Here is an 18,779-nt window from a genome sequence, read left to right on the forward strand (position 1 = left end):
AACACGTGGTCAGACCGGCACGGGGCGCAGCCCGCCCCTCCGCGCCTATCGCCGTATCGCCCTCGCGGCCTCAAGCGACTATGCGAAGGCGGACGGCAACGAAGGCACCGCACAAAAGCACCGCACAAGATGAATACAAGGGGGCAGCGCGGGGACGGCCGGGGAGTGGAGTTGTTCCCCCGAATCCGAAGAGGGGTGGGAGCAGTTCCTCCGCGAATCAGCCGAGGGAGTCACCAGGGAATCACCGACGAGCCTGAGGATCTATCAGCCCGCGCCCGACAGGAAACCCGCACCGGTCGGCGCACGCCAAGGGGCGGGCTGATGCAGACTGATGCGGGCCAAGGTACTCAAACACCCATCAAAGCCCGGGAGCCGGGGGCACCCTGGTTCAAGCCGGTGGTGCCGACGCCCCCAGGAGTTCGCCGACGAGCTTGCCCACCCGCACCTCCAGGGTGTCCCGTACGGCCCGAGCGCTCTCGATGTCCAGGCCGCTCAAGTCCGGCAGGTCCCAGTCGATGTAGCGGCGTCCCGGTCGTACGGGGCACGCATCGCCACAGCCGAGCGTGACGACCACGTCCGCTGCCGCCACCACCTCCGCCGTCAGCGGTTTGGGGAAATCGTCGGCCGCCTCCATTCCCTGCTCGGCGAGGAGTCGGCGCACCACCGGAGCGATATCGGGGGCGGGGGCGGAGCCCGCCGTCATGACGAAGACCGCGCCCGCCGCGCGCCGCCTCATCAGGGCGGCGGCCAGCTGGGAGCGGCCGGCGTTCTCCGTGCACACGAAAAGGACCTCGGGAACGTGCTTGGGGCGGATGCCCGACCCGCGCGCCAGGGCGCCGAGCCGCTGATCCGCGAAGCGCTCGACGAGCGCCGGGAGGTGCGTGCCCACCCGGGCCCGGCCGCCCAGCAGACCGGCGCACTCGGTCACGTACCGCTCGACCGTCTCGTACGAGAACGACGTCCGGTGGCGCGCCGCCAAGCGGCGGGTGATGCGGCCGAGCAGGGCGCTCGTGTCCCGCAAGGGCGGTACCGGACGCCCGAGATGAGCCGACTCGTCCACTGCGGACCTCCCTGATGCGTACGGGTCAGGCACCGTCCGGTCCGGTCAGACCGCGGCCGTGGCCATGGCCGGGGTCTTGTCCGCCAGGGCGGCGAGGTAGCGCTCGGCGTCGAGCCCTGCCGCGGCGCCGGTTCCGGCGGCGGTGACGGCCTGGCGGTAGGTGTGGTCGACGACGTCACCGGCGGCGAAGACGCCGGGGAGGTTCGTACGGGTGGAGGGGGACTCCACCCTGATGTAACCCTCGTCGTCCAGGTCGAGCTGGCCGGTGAAGAGTTCGGTGCGGGGGTCGTGCCCGATGGCGATGAAGAGGCCCGTGGCCGCCAGTTCGCGGGTACGGCCCGTGAGCGTGTCGCGCAGGGCCACTCCGCCGAGCATGCCGTTCTCCTCCTTGATCTCGACGATCTCGCTGTCGAACGCGAAGGAGATCTTGTCGTCGGCGAAGGCGCGGTTCCGCATGACCTGGGAGGCGCGCAGGGTGGAGCGGCGGTGGACGACGGTGACGGAGCGGGCGAAGCGGGTGAGGAAGGTGGCCTCTTCCATGGCGGTGTCACCACCACCGACCACGACGATGTCGCGGTCACGGAAGAAGAACCCGTCACAGGTGGCACACCACGAGACGCCACGTCCGGACAGCTTCTCCTCGTTCGGGAGGCCGAGCTTTCGGTATCCGGATCCGGTGGCGATGATCACCGCCCTGGCGCGGTGGACCGTGCCCTCGGAGTCCGTGAGTTCCTTGATCTCGCCGGTGAGGTCGACGGAGACGATGTCGTCGTCGATCATCTCGGCGCCGAACTTCTCGGCCTGGGCCCGCATGTTCTCCATGAGGACCGGCCCGTGGACACCGTCCGGGAAGCCGGGGAAGTTCTCGACCTCGGTCGTCGTGGTCAGCGAACCGCCCACGAAGATCGAGCTGCCGAACAACAGGGGCTTCAGCTGGGCACGGGCGGCATAGAGAGCGGCGGTGTATCCGGCGGGGCCGGATCCGATGACGACGACCTCGCGGACCTCGCTCATGCGGTCCGCTCCGGGTTCACCGGGGCGATCTCCTCGACCAGGTCCTCGACGAGCTTCTTGATCTGGTCGCGGATCGGGCGGACGGCCTCGACGCCCTGGCCCGCCGGGTCCTCAAGCGTCCAGTCGAGGTAGCGCTTGCCGGGGAAGACGGGGCAGGTGTCGCCGCAGCCCATGGTGATGCAGACGTCGGAGGCCTTGACCGCGTCGATGGTGAGGATCTTGGGGGTCTCGGCGGCGATGTCGATACCGACCTCGCGCATGGCCTCGACGGCGGCGGGGTTGACCTGGTCGGCGGGGGCGGAACCGGCGGAGCGGACCTCGACGCGGTCCCCGGCCAGGTGCGACAGCCACGCGGCGGCCATCTGGGAACGGCCGGCGTTGTGGACGCAGACGAACAGGACGGAAGGCTTCTCGGACACGACTGGTCTCACTTGTCTCACGGCGAAGTCAGGCACGAAGGACATCAGCACCCGGTGGTGTCAGCGACCACTGATGTGAGAGTATCAGCCCATGATGACGTCAGTCGACACTGAACTGATCCGGGTCCTGGGTGATCCCCTGCGCCTGCAGATCGTGACCCTGCTCGCCCGCGAGACCCTGTGCACCACTCACCTCGTCGAGGAGACCGGTGCCCGGCAGACCAATCTCTCCAACCATCTGAGAGTGCTGCGCGAGGCCGGAGTCGTGGAGACCGAGCCCTGCGGCCGCTTCACCTACTACAAGCTCCGTCCGGACGTCATCGCCCAGCTCGCCGGCCAGTTCGCCGACCTGGCCGAGTCCGCGCGTACCGCCGTCAAGAACAAGAGGGCCTGTCCGTGACCCCCACCCAAGCGCCCGCGACCACCGAGGAACCCTCGGTGGTCGCGAAGCTTTCCACGCTCGACCGCTTCCTCGCCGTCTGGATCCTCCTGGCCATGGGCCTGGGGCTGGGTCTTGGCCGGCTGATCCCCGGGCTGAACGACGCGCTGGCCAAGGTCGAGATCGGCGGCATCTCGCTCCCGATCGCCGCGGGCCTGCTGATCATGATGTACCCGGTTCTCGCCAAGGTCCGTTACGACAAGCTCGACGCCGTCACCGGCGACCGCAAGCTGATGGCCTCCTCGCTGGTCGTCAACTGGGTCCTCGGCCCGGCACTCATGTTCGCGCTGGCCTGGATCTTCCTGCCGGACCTGCCCGAATACCGCACCGGCCTGATCATCGTCGGCCTGGCCCGCTGCATCGCCATGGTCATCATCTGGAACGACCTCGCCTGCGGCGACCGCGAGGCCGCCGCCGTCCTCGTCGCCCTGAACTCCGTCTTCCAGGTCATCGCCTTCGGCGTCCTGGGCTGGTTCTACCTCGACCTGCTGCCCGGATGGCTCGGCCTCGGCGACGGCGAGCACCTCGACATCTCCATGTGGAAGATCGCGTTGAACGTCGTCATCTTCCTCGGAGTCCCCCTGGTCGCGGGCTTCCTGACCCGCCGCATCGGCGAGAAGAAGATGGGCCGCGAGTCCTACGAGCAGAAGTTCCTGCCGAAGATCGGCCCGTGGGCCCTCTACGGCCTGCTCTTCACGATCGTCGTCCTCTTCGCTCTCCAGGGGAAGACCATCACCTCACAGCCGCTGGACGTCGTCCGCATCGCGCTCCCGCTCCTCGTCTACTTCGCGGTGATGTGGTTCGGCACGTTTCTGCTCGGCAAGGCCATCGGCCTGAACTACGACCGCACCGCCACGCTCGCCTTCACGGCCGCCGGGAACAACTTCGAGCTCGCCATCGCGGTCGCCATCGCCACCTTCGGCGTCACCTCCGGCCAGGCCCTCTCCGGCGTCGTCGGTCCGCTGATCGAGGTTCCGGTGCTGGTGGCGCTGGTGTACGTCTCGCTCGCCTGGCGCAAGAAGTTCACTGCGGCGCAGGTGAAGTAGGCCGCCGCGAAGCATCGTCCGGCTGCCCCGCCCCACGCGGCGGGGCGGCCGTGGCGAAACCGATCGGCGCAGCCCGGCTTCGCGATCGGCACGGCCCGCCTCCGCGGAGGACACCACCCCGAAGCAGCCGCGCTCACACCTCGGCGCTGCGGCGTTCGACGAGGACGGTGTCGCGCCAGCGCCCTTGGTGGCGGCCGATGCGCTCGCGGGTGCCGATGACCCGGAATCCGGCCCGCTCATGGACGGCGAGGCTGGCTGCGTTCTCCGGGAAGATGCCGGCTTGGACGGTCCAGATCCCGGCCGCCTCGGTGGAGTCGACCAGCGCCTTCAGCAGCGCCGAGGCGACGCCTCGGCCCCGGGCGCCGGGATGCACGTAGACGGAGTGCTCGACGACGCCCGCGTACGCGCAGCGGTCGGAGACCTGGGTGGCGGCGACCCAGCCCAGGACCCGCCCGCTCTCGTCGAGCGCGGCGAAGCGGTGCTCGGGCAGTTTGCCGGTGTCGAACTCCTCCCAGGTCGGTGCGGTGGTCTCGAACGTGGCGTTGCCCTCGTCGATGCCGGCCTGGTAGATCGCGACGACCTCGTCGGCGTGCTCGGCGCTCAGCGGAACGACGAGGACGGAGGCGGTCACGCGCCGGAGGCCTTGGTGAGCAGCTGCCCCATGGCCGCGAGGACGGCCGGTTCGACGCGGTAGTAGACCCAGGTGCCGCGCCGCTCGGAGGAGAGCAGCCCGGCCTCCTTGAGCTTCTTGAGGTGGTGGGACACCGTGGGCTGGGAGACGCCGACGTCGGAGATGTCGCAGACGCATGCCTCGCCCCCCTCGTGCGAGGCGACGGCGGAGAACAGCCGCAGCCGGACCGGATCACCCAGTGCCTTGAACATCCTGGCGGTCCGCTCGGCTTCCTCCGCCGTCAGCGGCCGTTCGTCCAGCGGCGGACAGCAGGGCTCGACGGTGGGCTCCAGCAGAGGCAGCACCTTCGCATTCGACATGCATCTATGTTGACATATGTCGAACCAAGCGCCCAGGGCCGGCCCGGCGCAGCGGCCGGGCCGGACCGCCCGGCGCCGCTGAGGCTACGTCGACGCACTCCAGAGCCAGCCCCATGGTTCGACAAACATCTATGTTGATATCCATCGATACAGATGCCATGCTGGGATCTCAGGAGATCGACAGATGTCGAAACAAAAGGGGAATCGCCATGAACGCCACCGCCACCGCCACCGAACAGCTGCCCGTCGTGGTCGTCGGGGCTGGCCCCGTCGGCCTGGCCGCGGCCGCCCATCTCGTCGACCGGGGCCTTCAGCCGCTGGTCCTGGAAGCGGGCTCCCGGGCGGGTGCGGCGGTGTGCGAGTGGTCGCACGTACGGCTCTTCTCCACCTGGGGCGAGCTCACCGACCCGGCCGCCGAGAAGCTCCTCGCCCCCACCGGCTGGGCCAAGCCCGACACCGGGACCTACCCGACCGGCGGCGACTGGGCGGAACGGTACCTTCAGCCGCTCGCCGACGCCCTCGGCGACAGGGTGCGCCTCGGCGCCCGGGTCACCGGCGTCTCCCGCGTCGGCCGTGACCGGATCGTCGACGCCGACCGAGAGGCCCAGCCCTTCTCTGTCCATGTCACGTACACCGACGGCCGCGAGGAGAAGGTCCTCGCCCGCTCGGTCATCGATGCTTCCGGCACCTGGACCACCCCCGGCCCGGCCGGCGGGGACGGACTGCCGGCCCCGGGCGAGCGCGCGGCGGCCGACCGGATCTCCTACCGCGTCCCCGACCTCAAGGACCCCGCCGTACGGGCCCGTTACGCAGGCAGGCGCACGGCCGTCATCGGCTCCGGCGCCTCCGCCTTCACAGCGCTCGCCTCCCTGGCCGACCTCGCGAGGTCCGAGGCCGACACGGTCACGGGCACGGGACCGGGGACAGGAACCGGCGCGGGTGCGGGCACGAGCAGGGGAACGGGCACCGGCTCCAGCACCGGCACCGGCACCGGCACCGGCACGCACGCCACCTGGGTCCTGCGCCGCGGCATCTCGGGTTCCACCTTCGGCGGCGGCACCGCCGACCAGCTGCCCGCCCGCGGCGCACTCGGCCTCGCCGCGAAGGCCGCCGTCGACGAGGGCCACGCGGACGCGGTCACAGGCTTCCGGACGGAGGCGTTCGAAAAGGCGGGCGACCAGGTGATCCTCGTCGCCGAGGACGGCCGCCGTCTGGACGCCGTGGACGAGGTCATCGTCCTCACCGGCTTGCGCCCGGACCTATCCTTCGTCTCCGAACTCCGCCTCGGCCTCGACGAGCGCCTCCAGGCCCCCGTCGGACTCGCCCCGCTCATCGACCCGAACCAGCACTCCTGCGGCACGGTCTACCCGCACGGAGCCAAGGAGCTCTCCCACCCCGAGAAGGACGTCTACCTCGTCGGCATGAAGTCCTACGGCCGGGCACCCACCTTCCTCGCCATGACCGGCTACGAACAGGTCCGCTCCGTCGCCGCCGCCATCGCCGGCGACCAGGAAGCCGCCGAGCGGGTCGAACTCACCCTGCCCGAGACCGGCGTCTGCGGCGGAGCCGGCCTCTTCGACGAATCCGAGGCGAACCAGACCGACAGCGACGGCTGCTGCGCCGCCCCCGCCACCCTGACGGTCGGCATCGCCACCCCCGCCACCCCGACCGTCGGCACCCCGACCGTCGGCACCGCCACCTCCGGCGGCTGCTGACCACGGCGCCCGGCACCCGGGCCCCGATGGCCGCGACCGGAACGGGGGTCCGGTCGCGGCCGCACGCCGCACTGCCCGCCCGCGGCGCCACACAGATCACCTGCCGGGGAATCGTCTACTACGCCTTCCACCCTCGCCGCCTCCCCTGGCGGTCGTGAACCTGTCGCAGGCCGCCACGAAGGCTCCACCGTCACCAACGGCCTCAACGGCCTCAACGGCCAGCGTCTGCTGCGCGGCGAGGCCTGGGATCGCCCTCTCAGGGGCGAGGTCGCGTGGTCAGCGGCCGAGATGCTGGGCTTTGTGCGCGGCCCAGCGCTCCATCAGCGAGCCCAACTCCTTGTCCAGGAACTGGAAGAACTCCAGCGTGTCGTTGATCCTGCGCCCCTGGGGGGTTTCGAGCCCGAAGTGGCTCACGCCCTCCCGCAACGTCCCCTGCCAGCTCCTCAGCATGGCGTCGCGCTCCATCAGGGCGCTGTACCACTGATCGCCCTGCACACGGTAACGCTCACGCCGCGAACCCGGCTCCCTCTCACGGCTGACCATGTTGACCTGGGCGAGATAGCGAACGGCTCCTGATACGGCTGCCGGACTGATCTTGAGGCGCTCCCCCAGTTCGGCGGAGGTCAGGTCCCCCCGCTCGGAGGAGAGCAACGCGGCGAAGACCCTGGCCGGCATACGGGCCATCCCGGCCTCGACCAGCTGGGCGGCGAAGCGCTCGACGAACCGTGAGGCGGCCTCGCCGTCGGCGACCTCCCGACCATCGTTCGAACGACTGTCGCTCGAACGGCCGTCGTCCACACGGCCGTCTTCTCGCCGCCGCTCACTCATGCCCTGACCCCAGTCCTTGCGATTCGGCGCTCTGACGCCCCCGGCGCCCCGACACCCCCGACGCCCGGCGGAAGTCTACCGAGTGATTCATACGGTTCCTTAACTTCACATACTTCTGAAGGAAGCGTACGTTCGGCACCATGACGAAGGCAATCAATGTGGCCGGACTGCATAAATCGTTCGGCCGGACGCACGCCCTCGACGGCATGGACCTCTCCGTCGACACCGGCGAGGTGCACGGCTTCCTCGGCCCCAATGGAGCAGGCAAGTCCACCACCATCCGTATCCTGCTCGGGCTGTTGCGCGGCGACTCCGGCTCCGCGCAGCTCCTGGGCAAGGACCCGTGGAAGGACGCCGTCGAGCTGCACCGGCGGCTCGCCTACGTACCCGGCGACGTCGAGCTGTGGCCCAATCTCACCGGCGGGGAAGCCATCGACCTGCTCTCCAAGCTGCGCGGCGGCCTCGACCGGCAGCGGCTCGACGAGCTCGTCGAGCGGTTCGACCTCGACCCGACCAAGAAAGGCCGCGCCTACTCCAAGGGCAACCGGCAGAAGGTCGCCATCGTCGCCGCACTCGCCTCCGACGCCGAACTGCTGCTCCTGGACGAGCCCACGGCGGGCCTCGACCCCTTGATGGAGGTCGTCTTCCAGGACGTCATCCTTCAGGCGAAGGCCGCGGGCAGGACCGTGCTGCTCTCCAGTCACATCCTGGCCCAGGTCGAGAAGCTCTGTGACCGCGTGAGCATCATCCGGCAGGGCCGCAACGTGCAGTCGGGCACGCTGAGCGAGATGCGCCACCTGACGCGCACGACGGTGGAGGCCGAGACCGAGCACCCGGCCACCGGACTCGACACCCTGCCCGGCGTCCACGGGGTTCGAGCGAAGAACCACCGGGTGAGTTTCGCCGTCGACGGCGCACACCTCGACGCCGTCATCCGCAGGCTCGGCGAGTTCGGCATCCGCAGTCTGATCAGCCATCCGCCCACGCTGGAGGAGTTGATGCTGCGTCACTACGGCGACGAGCTCGCCGCCAACGGCGGTTCAGGGCGCACCGACGACTCCGCGGGCCCAGGGGGTACGGGCCCCGACGCGGTCACTCCGGTCCACGGCGGCGAGGGGACGGCCCGATGACCGCCACCGCGGCAGCGCCCAAGACCCACAGCTCCGCCGGACCCGGTGCAGGCGCCTTCGCCGGCACCGCGACCCTCATCCGGTTCGCCCTGCGCAGGGACCGTGTCCGCCTATCGGTCTGGCTGCTCGCGCTCGCCCTGGGCACGCTCGCCACAGCGAGCGAATACGCGACCCTGTACGCCACCGCGGAGGAACGGGCCGGGGTCGCCGCCACCATGGACAGTCCTGCCGCGCTCGCCATGACCGGCCCGCGCCACTACCTCTCCGACTACGACATCGGTGCGATGCTCGGCCACCAACTGCTCGGGTTCATGGCGGTCCTGGTCGGCTTGATGAGCGTCTTGACCGTCACCCGGCACACGCGGAACGAGGAGGAGACCGGCCGGGCCGAGCTGGTGCGCTCCACCGTCGTCGGACACCACGCCCAACTGGCCTCCGCGCTGGCGGTCGCCGCCGCCGCCAACGTAGCCCTCGCCGTCCTCGTGGCCCTGGCCCTCGTCTCGGCGCGCATCGACGGCATCGGCACCGACGAGGCACTTCTGTACGGGCTCACGCACACCGTGATCGGCCTCGTCTTCGCCGGCATCGCCGCCGTCACCGCGCAGGTGACCGCCCATGCCCGCGGTGCTGCCGGCATGGCACTCGCGCTGATCGGTGTCGCCTACGTGCTCCGCGCCTCCGGCGACGTCGGCAACGACGCCCTGTCCTGGCTCAGCCCGATCGGCTGGATCCAGCGCACCTACGTGTTCGTCGACAACCGCTGGTGGCCCCTGCTGCTCTGCCTGGCGTCGGCCGCACTCACCGCCGCCACCGGCTTCGTGCTGAGCGCCCGACGCGATGTCGGCGCCGGTCTCCGCCCGGCCCGGCCCGGCCGCCGCACCGCGTCCGAAGCCCTCACCCGGCCCTTCGGCTTCGCCCTGCGGCTGCACCGGGCGACCCTGCTGGGCTTCGGCGCCGGACTGTTCCTGATGGGCGTCATGTACGGCTCCATCCTCGGCGACGCCGCCGACATGGTGAAGGACATCGAACAGGTCCGGGAGGCGCTGGCGGAGATCGGCGGCAGCTCCGTCGCCGAGTCGTTCGCGTCGATGGTGATGGTCGTCATCGCGGTCGTCGCCGCTGTGTACGTGGTGATGGCCGGCCTGCGACCGCGAGCCGAGGAGAGCGCAGGCCGCGCCGAACCGCTGTTGGCCACCGGCCTCTCCCGCCACCGCTGGCTCGGCAGCCATGTCGCCGTCGCGCTGGCCGGCGGCACGGCGCTGCTGCTCGCGGCCGGGCTGGGATTCGGCGTCGCGGGCGCCGCGTCCACCGGGGACGCCGCCCTCGTAGGGGAGTTGCTCGGGGCCGCAGCCGTGTACGCGCCCGCGCTGTGGGTGACCGGGGGCGTGGCGGTCGTGCTCTTCGGCTGGTGTCCGCGTGCCGCGTCGGCGGCCTGGATCGTGCCCGTGTACGCGTTCCTCGTCGGGTACCTCGGCGCGATTCTCCGATTCCCCGACTGGATGAACAACCTCTCGCCCTTCGGCCACGCTCCCCGGCTCCCCGCCGCCCAGATGAACTGGACCCCTGTCCTTGTCCTCACCGCCCTCGCAGCCGGTCTGATCCTGCTCGGGCTGGCGGGCTTCCGCCGCCGGGATCTGGAGACGAAATAACGGGCAAGTGAGCGGACCTGCCCTCGGGGCGGGACGCGACAGGGGCGCGGGCCCTGCTCCTCCGGTGGCACCCACCAGCTGTCCGGCCCGCCCTCCGGGCGTCACTGCGCCCCATGAGCCCTGAGGAATTCCTCCACCACCCCGCAGACCTCCACGGGCGCCTCGTCCAGGAGCAGGTGCCCCGCGCCTTCGACCACCCTGAGCCCCACCCCCAAACGACGCTGGTGGGCCCGGCCGATGTCGCTACCTCGCGGCGGACATGGGCCACGTGCCACGCGTCCAGCCGGCTCAGGCACCAGTGCCGGACCTCCTGCTGGGCCGCGGTACTTCTGTAGACAGAGGGCACGTACCCGTCCTTCGTGATCGGCGTCGGCGGATGAGTGACGGCAGGGTCAGAGCTTCCGATCGGGCCAGTTGAGGATGCGGGCTCCGATGACCGCGGTCTGCAGGGCGTACCGGTGCCGGGGGTTGGTCGGGTCTGATCCGGTGAGCTGGTGGATGCGCTCCAGCCGGTAGGTGAGTGCGCGGACGCTCAGGGAGAGGTTCCGGGCCGCGTGGGTGGTGACGCATCCCGCGTCGAAATAGGCGGTCAGGGTGTCCAGATGGGGCTCCGGGCCGTTACGGGCGCCGAGCAGCGGGCCGAGCGTGGTTCGGACGAGGTCGGCCATGGCCTGGCGGTCGCGGGTCAGCACCGGATACACGAGAAGTTCCGCCGCGTGCAGCACCGGATCATCGAGTCCCAGCCGGACCGCCAGGTCCAGGGCCTGAAGGGCCTCCTCGTAGGAGTGGACCACGCCGCCCGCACCCGGGTGCGGGCGTCCGACGGCGGCCTTTCCACCGTCGGTCGCGGCATGGGCCTGCTTGGCGAAGTGGATGAGGACGTCTCGCTGGTCGCCGGGGGCGATACAGATCATCCGGCCGTCCTTGGTGGTGAGCAGGACGCTGCGGTCGCCGAAGCGTCCGGTCACCGCCCGCTCCACGAGGCGAGGTACGGCCTCGCCCTCGAGGTAGGGGTCGGGGCCTTCGGCGACCGCGACGGCATGGGCGTGGGAGAGCCTCAGCCCGAACTGCTCCGCACGCTCCACCAGGCGCCCCAGGTCGCCACGCCCGTACAGCAGGTCGTCGATGAACTCGCGGCGCCGTGACTCCTCCTGTCGGAAGGCGAGTTGCTGGGCCCTCTCGTAGCCCTCGCAGAGTGCCTCGACGGCGATCTGCACCGTGGCGAGCACGCGGTCCGCGCCGGCGGTCCCGGTGGGCCAGGCGGCACGGGCCCGTGCGAGGTGGTGCACGACCAGGGCGCGCAGCGTGATGCCGTCGGCGGCCGCCTGTTCCCCGAAGACCCGGAGGCCCTCCAACTCGGCCTCGTCGGGCTCCTGCCCCACCGCCGCAGCCGAGGCCAGCAGGGTTTCGTATCCGGTGCACGTCTGCATCCCGTAGTCCTGTTCTCAGGGTTCCGCCTGTACGGCCGCGGGGTCGCCGATGCCTTCGGGCTCGACGCTCCGGCTCAGGCGGGGCGGTCGTCGGCGTGGGTGACGAGCTTGTCGGCTCCGGCCCGGCGAAGAGCCTCGCAAGCCCCGGGAGCGGCTCCGCTGTTGAGGTCAGCCCGCGCGGTGCCCAGCACCTGCCGACGGTCCGGGGACGGCTTCATCGGCGACCGGCGCACCGGAACCTCCCCCGGGAGAACAGATCCGGGGATTCCGGGCGATGGTGCAGTCGTTCGTACATGGCGGGCAGCCTTCCGGGGTCGCAACGGACGGAGGGACGGCTGCCCCCGTCGCCGACCAGACTTCCCGGCACACCAGCGCCCATGACGGCGCGTTTCGCACATCCTAGTGGCGAGCCTCTGCGGAGGACATGGTGCGCCGACCGCCCTGGGAATCCGCTCAAGCTCAGCAACGGTACGGGAAGCCCGGCCCTGGGCACCCGGTGCCTGTGCGGCACCTGGACTTGTCCCTGTTACGTGATCGCGTGCCGACCGGCCTGGCGGGCCCGTACGGCAGACATGAGGACGACCGCCGCGCCCGCCTACACGGTCCGGGTACGGGCGACCTCGCGGGACACCACCGTAGGAATCACAACCACACAGCCAGCCTGAGAACCACGAAATCCCGCCCAGTTGAAGTAACTGGACGGGATTTCGTGAACCCTTCACGAGCTAACTCGTGAACGGCCCGTCTGTGGACCTGTGGGGATTTGAACCCCAGACCCCCTCGATGCGAACGAGGTGCGCTACCAGACTGCGCCACAGGCCCTTGCGACGTGTGAAACTCTAGCACCCTCATGGGGGTGCTTGGAAATCCGTTCCTCCGCTGGTCAGCGAGTCGTGGATCTCCGGGGCCCTGGGGCTCACTCATTGGCCGCACGCGGCCGGCCCTCGTCGTCGTACTGGTCGAAGAGCGGGGTCCTGCCGCGGTCGCGGGAACGGCGGGACTGGTTGGTGCGCTGGCGCGGTGCGGGGTCGACCGTGGGGGTGGCCGGGTGCGACGTGCCGGTCTGGTGGGTGGGCTCGGCGGTGCTGGAGCGGGCCGCGCTCCAGGTCTCCGGGTCGCCGACCTCCACGCCGCCGGTGGCCCGGGGGGCGACGGGTGCGGTGACGTAGGTGGGCAGCGGTACGGGAACGGGCTCCCAGCTGTCGCCCTGGACGCGGCCGCGCTCGCGCTGCTGGTCCACCCACTCCGCGTGGTCCGTCTGCTCGACGAGGGCGCGGCGGCCCGCCTCCTGGGGGGAAACCGTGGGGGTGGGGTCAGGCTCCGCGTGGTGGGCCTCGGCGTCGTCGTCGGGCTCGGCGGGGGCGGGGACCGCGGGCTGGTGCCTTCGGGGGCGGTTCTCGCGCAGCCGCTGCGCCGCGACCTCGGCCCGGCGCCGGTCCATGGTGAAGGCGAACCGCCGTCGCTCCTGGGCGCGCAGATGCACGATGTACGTGCTCAGCAGCACGGCGGGGACCGCGGGCGCCCACAGGAAGCCGAGGCCGCCGACCGCCGCGACGATCGCGCCGAGGGTGAAGGCGAGGAAGAGGACGACGGTGGTCCGCCTGCGCCGCGCCAGGACCTGGGAGCGCTGGGCGCGCCGAGCGCGCTCGGCGTCGGCCGCGCCGGAGCGAGGACGGGGCGGGGAGCCGGGCCCCGGCGCCCCGGACCGCTCGCCGGGCCGACGCTCGGGCGCCTGACGGTCCAGCGGCTGGTGGTCCGGCGGCTGGTGGTCCGGCGCCCGGTCCCTTTGGTCACGCGCCGGGCGGCCGGGAGCCTGGCGGCCCGGGGCACGCTCGGGCGCGTGCGCCGGGTCGTGCAACCTGGCTTCCGTATGCGCCGGAGGCGCGGCAAAGGCCCGGACGTCCACGGATTCCATACGGTCCGTTTCCCGGTCCGGGTCGACGTCGGGCCCCGCCTCCTCGGCGGTGCGCTCCCGCAGCTCCCTGGCGTACCGGCGCTCCATCGCCGCCCGTCCGGACAGCAGCCGGATGGCCGTGCTGAAGCGTTCCGTCGGACGAGCCTCGTTGAGCTCGTCCTGCCTGCGGAGCCACATCGGCACCAAGTAGGCGGCCCAGGCCCCGACGATGACTGCGTAGATGAGGCCGCTGCTGCTCACGCTCACACCGTAGAGGGGATTGCACGGGAGGATCCGCCAATTGGCCCGGTGTGTCGCACGATCCGGCTGATATCACGGACTTTTTTTGTGATTGATCGGATCAGCAGATGTCGAAAGCGCGGCCCATTGTCGCCACCCGGCGATCAAATTCGAACACCTATTTCATTTCGTCGGAGGGTCCGGGGCCCCGACGCGTCACCGGCCGCGACCGGCGCCAGCGCCGGAGCATGCCCTCGGGCACTTCCTCGGCGGTGAGGGCGAAGATCAGATGATCCCGCCAGGCCCCGTCGATGTGCAGATAGCGCGGGCGTACGCCCTCCGAACGGAATCCGAGTTTCTCCACGACCCTGCGGCTGGGCGCGTTCTCCGGGCGAATGCAGACTTCGATGCGGTGCAGGCCGACCGTGCGGAAGCAGTGGTCCACCGCGAGAGCCACGGCCGTCGGCATGACCCCGCGGCCCGCGACGCCCTGGTCGACCCAGTAGCCGATATGACCCGAGCACATCGAGCCCCAGGTGATCCCGGCGATGGTGAGCTGGCCGACCAGCCGGCCCTCGTATTCGATGGCGAACGGCAGCATCCGCCCCGCGTTCGCCTCGGCCCGCAGATGGCGGACCATCTGCCGGTACGTGGGGCGCTGCGCGACCGGGCCGCCGGGGGCGGGCGGCGGAACGGTCGCTTCCCAGGGGCGCAGCCAGTCGCGGTTGCGCCGGTTGACCTCACGCCACACCCGCTGGTCACGCATCTTTATCGGGCGCAGGACGATCTCGCCGTCGGTCAGCGTCACCGGCCAGGTCGCGATGTTCAGCTCGGGCTCCCCGGTCGGGGGTGGTCGCCGCCGCGCAGCTGGTCGACGGTGTGCACCAGGAGCCTGCCGAGAACCGCGAGCCCGTCCTTCACCCCACCGGTGGAGCCGGGCAGGTTGACGACCAGGGTGCGTCCCGCGACGCCCGCGAGCCCCCGGGAGAGCGCGGCGGTCGGGACCTTGGCCAGCCCCTCGGCCCGGATCGCCTCGGGGATGCCGGGAATCTCGTGGTCGAGGACGCGGCGGGTGGCTTCGGGCGTCGCGTCGGTGGGCGAGATGCCCGTACCGCCGGTGGTGACGATCACGTCGTACCCGGCGGCCACCCCGGCACGCAGGGCCGCCTCGACCGGGTCGCCGTCGGGGACGACCTGCGGCCCGTCGACCGTGAAGCCGAGCCCGGTGAGCGCTTCGGCGATGAGCGGGCCGCCCTTGTCCGCGTACACCCCGGCCGAGGCCCGGTTGGAGGCGGTGACGACGAGCGCGCGGTACGCGGCTGCGGCCGGAGCGGCAGCGGTGGGCTCGGGCGGCGTCACGGGGCCGTTCCCTCCGGTTCGGTGCGCCGGTAGTCGCCGGACTTTCCGCCCGACTTCTCCTCGACCCGTACGTCGGTGATGACCGCGCTCTTGTCGACGGCCTTGATCATGTCGACCACCGTCAGGGCCGCCACCGACACCGCGGTCAGGGCTTCCATCTCGACGCCCGTGCGGTCCGTCGTCTTCACGGTGGCCGTGATCTCCACCGCGTCGTCGGCCACGCTCAGGTCGACCTTCACGCCGGAGACGGCCAGCGGATGGCAGAGCGGGATCAGGTCCGGGGTGCGCTTGGCGCCCATGATCCCGGCGATCCGCGCGGTGGCGAGGGCGTCGCCCTTGGGGACTCCCTCACCGCGCAGCAGCTCGATCACGCGCGGGGACACGAGCACCCGGCCGCCGGCCCGGGCGACGCGGGTGGTGACGTCCTTCTCCGACACGTCGACCATGCGGGCCGCGCCCGCCTCGTCGATGTGCGTCAGCCTGTTCTGCGTACTCAACTCACTCCGCCTTGCGGTAGGGGCGCCGGTGGGCCTCGGGGAACCGGAGGGGGTCCCCCGGAAGGCACAGCGGCAGATACCGTACCGCCACCGCGCGGCGGTCAGCGGAGCAGGATCACGTCCGTCTCCGCGCCGGGCTCCACCGAGGTGATGCTCTCGGGCACCACGATCAGCGCGTCCGCCTGGGCGAGCGCGGCGATCAGATGCGATCCGGAACCGCCCACGGGGGTGACCGTGCCCGCCTCCGCGTCGTACGTACCGCGCAGGAACTGGCGGCGGCCGTCCGGGGAGGTGAGTGCCTTCTCGGCGCTCAGCACCGCTCGGGCCGTGGGGCGGTGCACGTCGGGCAGACCCATCAGGGCCCGGATGGCGGGGCGGACGAACAGCTCGAAGGAGACGTAGCTGGAGACCGGATTGCCCGGCAGGGCCAGCAGCGGGGTGTGGTCCGGGCCGATCGAGCCGAAGCCCTGGGGCTTGCCCGGCTGCATGGCCAGCTTGCGGAACTCGACCCCGCCGCCCGCCTCGTCCTCGTCCCCGACGGAGGACAGCGCCTCCTTGACCACGTCGTACGCACCGACGCTGACGCCGCCCGTGGTGACGACGATGTCCGCACGGATCAGCTGGTCCTCGATGGTGGCGCGCAGCGTCTCGGCGTCGTCGGCCACCGCGCCGACCCGGTAGGCGATGGCCCCGGCGTCCCGGGCGGCGGCGGTCAGCGCGAAGCTGTTGGAGTCGTAGATCTGGCCGCTCGTCAGCTCCTCGCCGGGCTGGACCAGTTCGCTGCCGGTGGAGAGCACGACCACGCGCGGGCGGGGCCGTACGACCACGGTGGAGCAGCCGATCGCCGCGAGCAGCCCGATCTGCGGCGGGCCGACGACAGACCCGGCCCGCAGGGCCAGATCGCCCGGGCGGACGTCGCTGCCGCGCTCGCGGACATGGGCGCCCGCCGTGACGGGACGGTGGACGCGGACCTCGCCGGTGGCGCCCTCCGGGGCGTCGGAGTGGGCGCGCATGGCGGCGGCGGGGCCCTCGCCCGTACCCCCGTCCGTCCACTCGACCGGGACCACGGCCTCCGCACCGGCGGGCAGCGGGGCGCCCGTCATGATGCGGGCGGCCTGTCCCGGTCCCACGACCTGGTCGTCGGCGAGCCCGGCGCTGCCCGCGGCCACGTCACCGATGACGGTGAGCACCGCGGGGAACTCCTCGCTGGCGCCCTCGACATCGGCGATCCGGACCGCGTAGCCGTCCATGGAGCTGTTGTCGAAGGGCGGCAGGGCCACCTCCACCACGACGTCCTTCACCAGGACGCAGCCCTGGGCGTCGGGCAGCTGGAGCTCGATGGGTTCGAGCGGCCTCACCGAGGCGAGGATGTCGTCCAGATGCTCGTCGACCGACCAGATCGTGCTGCTCACGGGGTTACATCTCCTCGGTGACGTACTTACGCAGCCAGGTCCGGAAGTCCGGCCCCAGGTCTTCACGTTCGCACGCCAGTCTGACAATGGCACGCAGGTAGTCACTGCGGTCGCCGGTGTCATAGCGGCGACCCTTGAAGACGACGCCGTGCACGGGGCCGCCGATCTCCTCGTCCGCGGCGAGCAGCTGGAGGGCGTCGGTGAGCTGGATCTCGCCGCCGCGGCCCGGCTCGGTGTGTCGCAGTATGTCGAAGACCGCGGGGTCCAGGACGTACCGGCCGATGATGGCGAGGTTACTGGGGGCGTCGGCCGGGTCCGGTTTCTCGACCAGGCCGGTGACCCGGACGACGTCGCCGTCGACGGTCGCGTCCGCGGCCGCGCAGCCGTACAGATGGATCTGCGCGGGGTCGACCTCCATCAGTGCCACGACACTGCCGCCCTCGCGCTCCTGGACCTCCACCATCCGGGCAAGGAGTGCATCGCGCGGGTCGATCAGGTCGTCGCCGAGGAGCACCGCGAAGGGCTGGTCGCCCACGTGCGGGGCGGCGCAGAGCACGGCGTGGCCGAGGCCGCGCGGGTCGCCCTGACGCACGTAGTGCATGGTGGCCAGGTCGCTGGACTCCTGGACCTTGGCGAGGCGTTCGGCGTCTCCCTTGCGGGTGAGCGCGGACTCCAGCTCGTAGTTGCGGTCGAAGTGGTCCTCAAGGGGGCGCTTGTTACGGCCGGTGATCATCAGGACGTCGGAGAGACCCGCCGCGACGGCCTCCTCGACGACATACTGGATGGCCGGCTTGTCGACGACAGGCAGCATCTCCTTGGGAGTGGCCTTCGTGGCGGGCAGGAACCGGGTACCGAGACCTGCTGCCGGGATGACGGCCTTGCTGATCCTGGAGGGCGACTGATTCATGTGCAGACCTTAACGGCTGCACCCCACCAGAAGCTGATCTTCCGGTTAACTTTGCCCTTAAATATGCCCATACGAGAACCGTGCGAGTCTCCATTGAACACCGACAAACCCGGAAAGACGTCCGCGAAGGCCGCCCTGCGGCGCGAACTGCTCGACGCGCGGGCCCTCCTGACGAAGGAGGACGTCACCCGGGCCGCCGCGGTTCTCGCCGCCTGCGCCCTGGACCTGCCCCAACTGGCCGACGCCCGGACGGTCGCCGCGTACGTCTCCGTGGGGCGCGAACCGGGCACCCGCACCCTGCTGGACGCGCTGCGCGAGCGCGGCGTACGGGTGCTGCTGCCGGTGCTCCTGGCCGACAACGACCTGGACTGGGCGGCCTACGAGGGCGCGGAGCACCTGCTGCCCGCCGGACGGGGGCTCCTGGAGCCGGACGGCCGCCGCCTGGGACCGGACTCCGTCCTGGACGCCGACGCGGTGCTGCTGCCCGGCCTGGCCGTGGACGGGGCCGGGATGCGGCTGGGGCGGGGCGGCGGCAGCTACGACCGGGTGCTGGCCCGGCTGACGGCCGCCGGGGCGCACCCGGCGCTCGTCGTGCTCCTGTACGACGACGAGGTGGTCGCGCGGGTCCCCTCGGAACCGCACGACCACCCCGTGGACGCCGTGGTCACTCCGGCCGGAGCGCGGCGCTTCGGCCGGTGAGCCGCTTCGGCCGGTGCCCCTCTTGTCGTTCACGCGCCCTCTTGCCGTTCC

At 71.2% G+C, this 18,779-nt stretch carries 20 protein-coding genes and 1 tRNA gene; 6 read left to right on the forward strand and 15 right to left on the reverse strand.

Features of this window, described 5'->3' with window-relative positions; all coding sequences use genetic code 11:
* Positions 1–388 precede the first annotated feature (388 nt).
* The 3 genes from RI138_RS12375 to RI138_RS12385 all read right to left on the reverse strand — a co-directional run bounded on the left by RI138_RS12375 (position 389) and on the right by RI138_RS12385 (position 2,493).
* Complete coding sequence (locus tag RI138_RS12375) at positions 389–1,021, reverse strand: arsenate reductase/protein-tyrosine-phosphatase family protein (protein ID WP_311119964.1); 633 nt, start codon at positions 1,019–1,021, stop codon at positions 389–391.
* Between the two features lie 84 nt (positions 1,022–1,105).
* Positions 1,106–2,074: a thioredoxin-disulfide reductase gene (trxB, locus tag RI138_RS12380; protein WP_311119965.1), complete on the reverse strand. Its 969-nt coding sequence runs from the start codon at positions 2,072–2,074 to the stop codon at positions 1,106–1,108.
* Entirely contained in the window at positions 2,071–2,493 is a 423-nt protein-coding gene (locus RI138_RS12385) for an arsenate reductase ArsC (protein ID WP_311119966.1), read from the reverse strand. The genes trxB and RI138_RS12385 overlap by 4 nt, the downstream gene beginning before the upstream one ends.
* Positions 2,494–2,584: 91 nt before the next feature.
* On the opposite strand from RI138_RS12385, the gene RI138_RS12390 reads away from it, so the two are divergent.
* Together RI138_RS12390 and arsB are read left to right on the forward strand one after the other, a co-directional pair.
* Positions 2,585–2,893, forward strand: a complete 309-nt coding sequence (locus RI138_RS12390) for an ArsR/SmtB family transcription factor (RefSeq protein ID WP_096627979.1) — start codon at positions 2,585–2,587, stop codon at positions 2,891–2,893.
* Complete coding sequence (arsB, locus tag RI138_RS12395) at positions 2,890–3,978, forward strand: ACR3 family arsenite efflux transporter (protein ID WP_311119967.1); 1,089 nt, start codon at positions 2,890–2,892, stop codon at positions 3,976–3,978. The genes RI138_RS12390 and arsB overlap by 4 nt, the downstream gene beginning before the upstream one ends.
* 133 nt (positions 3,979–4,111) lie before the next feature.
* On the opposite strand, the gene RI138_RS12400 is transcribed toward arsB, so the two are convergent.
* Together RI138_RS12400 and RI138_RS12405 are read right to left on the reverse strand one after the other, a co-directional pair.
* Positions 4,112–4,609 carry a GNAT family N-acetyltransferase gene (locus RI138_RS12400; RefSeq protein WP_311119968.1) on the reverse strand — a complete coding sequence of 166 codons (498 nt, stop codon included), beginning with the start codon at positions 4,607–4,609 and terminating at the stop codon, positions 4,112–4,114.
* Positions 4,606–4,968: an ArsR/SmtB family transcription factor gene (locus RI138_RS12405; RefSeq protein WP_096627983.1), complete on the reverse strand. Its 363-nt coding sequence runs from the start codon at positions 4,966–4,968 to the stop codon at positions 4,606–4,608. The genes RI138_RS12400 and RI138_RS12405 overlap by 4 nt, the downstream gene beginning before the upstream one ends.
* Positions 4,969–5,177: 209 nt before the next feature.
* Here RI138_RS12405 and RI138_RS12410 point away from each other — a divergent pair, with 209 nt between their 5' ends.
* A complete protein-coding gene (locus tag RI138_RS12410) occupies positions 5,178–6,683 on the forward strand; it encodes an NAD(P)-binding domain-containing protein (protein WP_311119969.1) in 1,506 nt (501 codons plus the stop codon).
* Between the two features lie 276 nt (positions 6,684–6,959).
* Here the strand turns inward: RI138_RS12410 and RI138_RS12415 are convergent, their stop codons facing one another.
* The gene (locus RI138_RS12415) at positions 6,960–7,511 is read right to left on the reverse strand and encodes a MarR family transcriptional regulator (protein WP_398862860.1); all 552 of its coding nucleotides are present in this window, start codon (positions 7,509–7,511) and stop codon (positions 6,960–6,962) included.
* 140 nt (positions 7,512–7,651) lie between these two features.
* Here RI138_RS12415 and RI138_RS12420 point away from each other — a divergent pair, with 140 nt between their 5' ends.
* Positions 7,652–8,641 carry an ABC transporter ATP-binding protein gene (locus RI138_RS12420; protein WP_311119971.1) on the forward strand — a complete coding sequence of 330 codons (990 nt, stop codon included), beginning with the start codon at positions 7,652–7,654 and terminating at the stop codon, positions 8,639–8,641.
* Entirely contained in the window at positions 8,638–10,290 is a 1,653-nt protein-coding gene (locus tag RI138_RS12425) for an ABC transporter permease (RefSeq protein ID WP_311119972.1), read from the forward strand. The genes RI138_RS12420 and RI138_RS12425 overlap by 4 nt, the downstream gene beginning before the upstream one ends.
* Before the next feature lie 392 nt (positions 10,291–10,682).
* Here the strand turns inward: RI138_RS12425 and RI138_RS12430 are convergent, their stop codons facing one another.
* The 9 genes from RI138_RS12430 to galU form a co-directional block, all read right to left on the reverse strand.
* A complete protein-coding gene (locus RI138_RS12430) occupies positions 10,683–11,720 on the reverse strand; it encodes a PucR family transcriptional regulator (protein WP_311119973.1) in 1,038 nt (345 codons plus the stop codon).
* Between the two features lie 74 nt (positions 11,721–11,794).
* A complete protein-coding gene (locus RI138_RS12435; protein WP_311119974.1) occupies positions 11,795–11,953 on the reverse strand; it encodes a hypothetical protein in 159 nt (52 codons plus the stop codon).
* Positions 11,954–12,468: 515 nt separating this feature from the next.
* Positions 12,469–12,542, reverse strand: a tRNA-Ala gene (locus tag RI138_RS12440).
* Between the two features lie 94 nt (positions 12,543–12,636).
* Positions 12,637–13,875: a divisome protein SepX/GlpR gene (gene sepX / locus RI138_RS12445; RefSeq protein WP_311119975.1), complete on the reverse strand. Its 1,239-nt coding sequence runs from the start codon at positions 13,873–13,875 to the stop codon at positions 12,637–12,639.
* A 157-nt stretch (positions 13,876–14,032) separates the two neighbouring features.
* Complete coding sequence (locus RI138_RS12450; protein ID WP_096627996.1) at positions 14,033–14,662, reverse strand: GNAT family N-acetyltransferase; 630 nt, start codon at positions 14,660–14,662, stop codon at positions 14,033–14,035.
* A 17-nt stretch (positions 14,663–14,679) separates the two neighbouring features.
* Positions 14,680–15,213, reverse strand: coding sequence for a MogA/MoaB family molybdenum cofactor biosynthesis protein (locus RI138_RS12455; RefSeq protein WP_311119976.1), 534 nt, complete (start codon positions 15,211–15,213; stop codon positions 14,680–14,682).
* Positions 15,210–15,710 (reverse strand): cyclic pyranopterin monophosphate synthase MoaC, encoded by a 501-nt coding sequence (gene moaC, locus RI138_RS12460; protein WP_096627999.1) that lies wholly within the window; start codon positions 15,708–15,710, stop codon positions 15,210–15,212. The genes RI138_RS12455 and moaC overlap by 4 nt, the downstream gene beginning before the upstream one ends.
* A gap of 101 nt (positions 15,711–15,811) precedes the next feature.
* On the reverse strand, positions 15,812–17,122 hold the full coding sequence (gene glp, locus RI138_RS12465; protein ID WP_311119977.1) for a molybdotransferase-like divisome protein Glp: 1,311 nt from the start codon (positions 17,120–17,122) through the stop codon (positions 15,812–15,814).
* A 4-nt stretch (positions 17,123–17,126) separates the two neighbouring features.
* Positions 17,127–18,029 carry a UTP--glucose-1-phosphate uridylyltransferase GalU gene (galU, locus tag RI138_RS12470; RefSeq protein WP_311119978.1) on the reverse strand — a complete coding sequence of 301 codons (903 nt, stop codon included), beginning with the start codon at positions 18,027–18,029 and terminating at the stop codon, positions 17,127–17,129.
* Positions 18,030–18,122: 93 nt separating this feature from the next.
* On the opposite strand from galU, the gene RI138_RS12475 reads away from it, so the two are divergent.
* Complete coding sequence (locus tag RI138_RS12475; protein ID WP_311119979.1) at positions 18,123–18,728, forward strand: 5-formyltetrahydrofolate cyclo-ligase; 606 nt, start codon at positions 18,123–18,125, stop codon at positions 18,726–18,728.
* Positions 18,729–18,779 lie beyond the last annotated feature (51 nt).

It is taken from the genome of Streptomyces durocortorensis, from assembly GCF_031760065.1.
Lineage (GTDB): Bacteria > Actinomycetota > Actinomycetes > Streptomycetales > Streptomycetaceae > Streptomyces.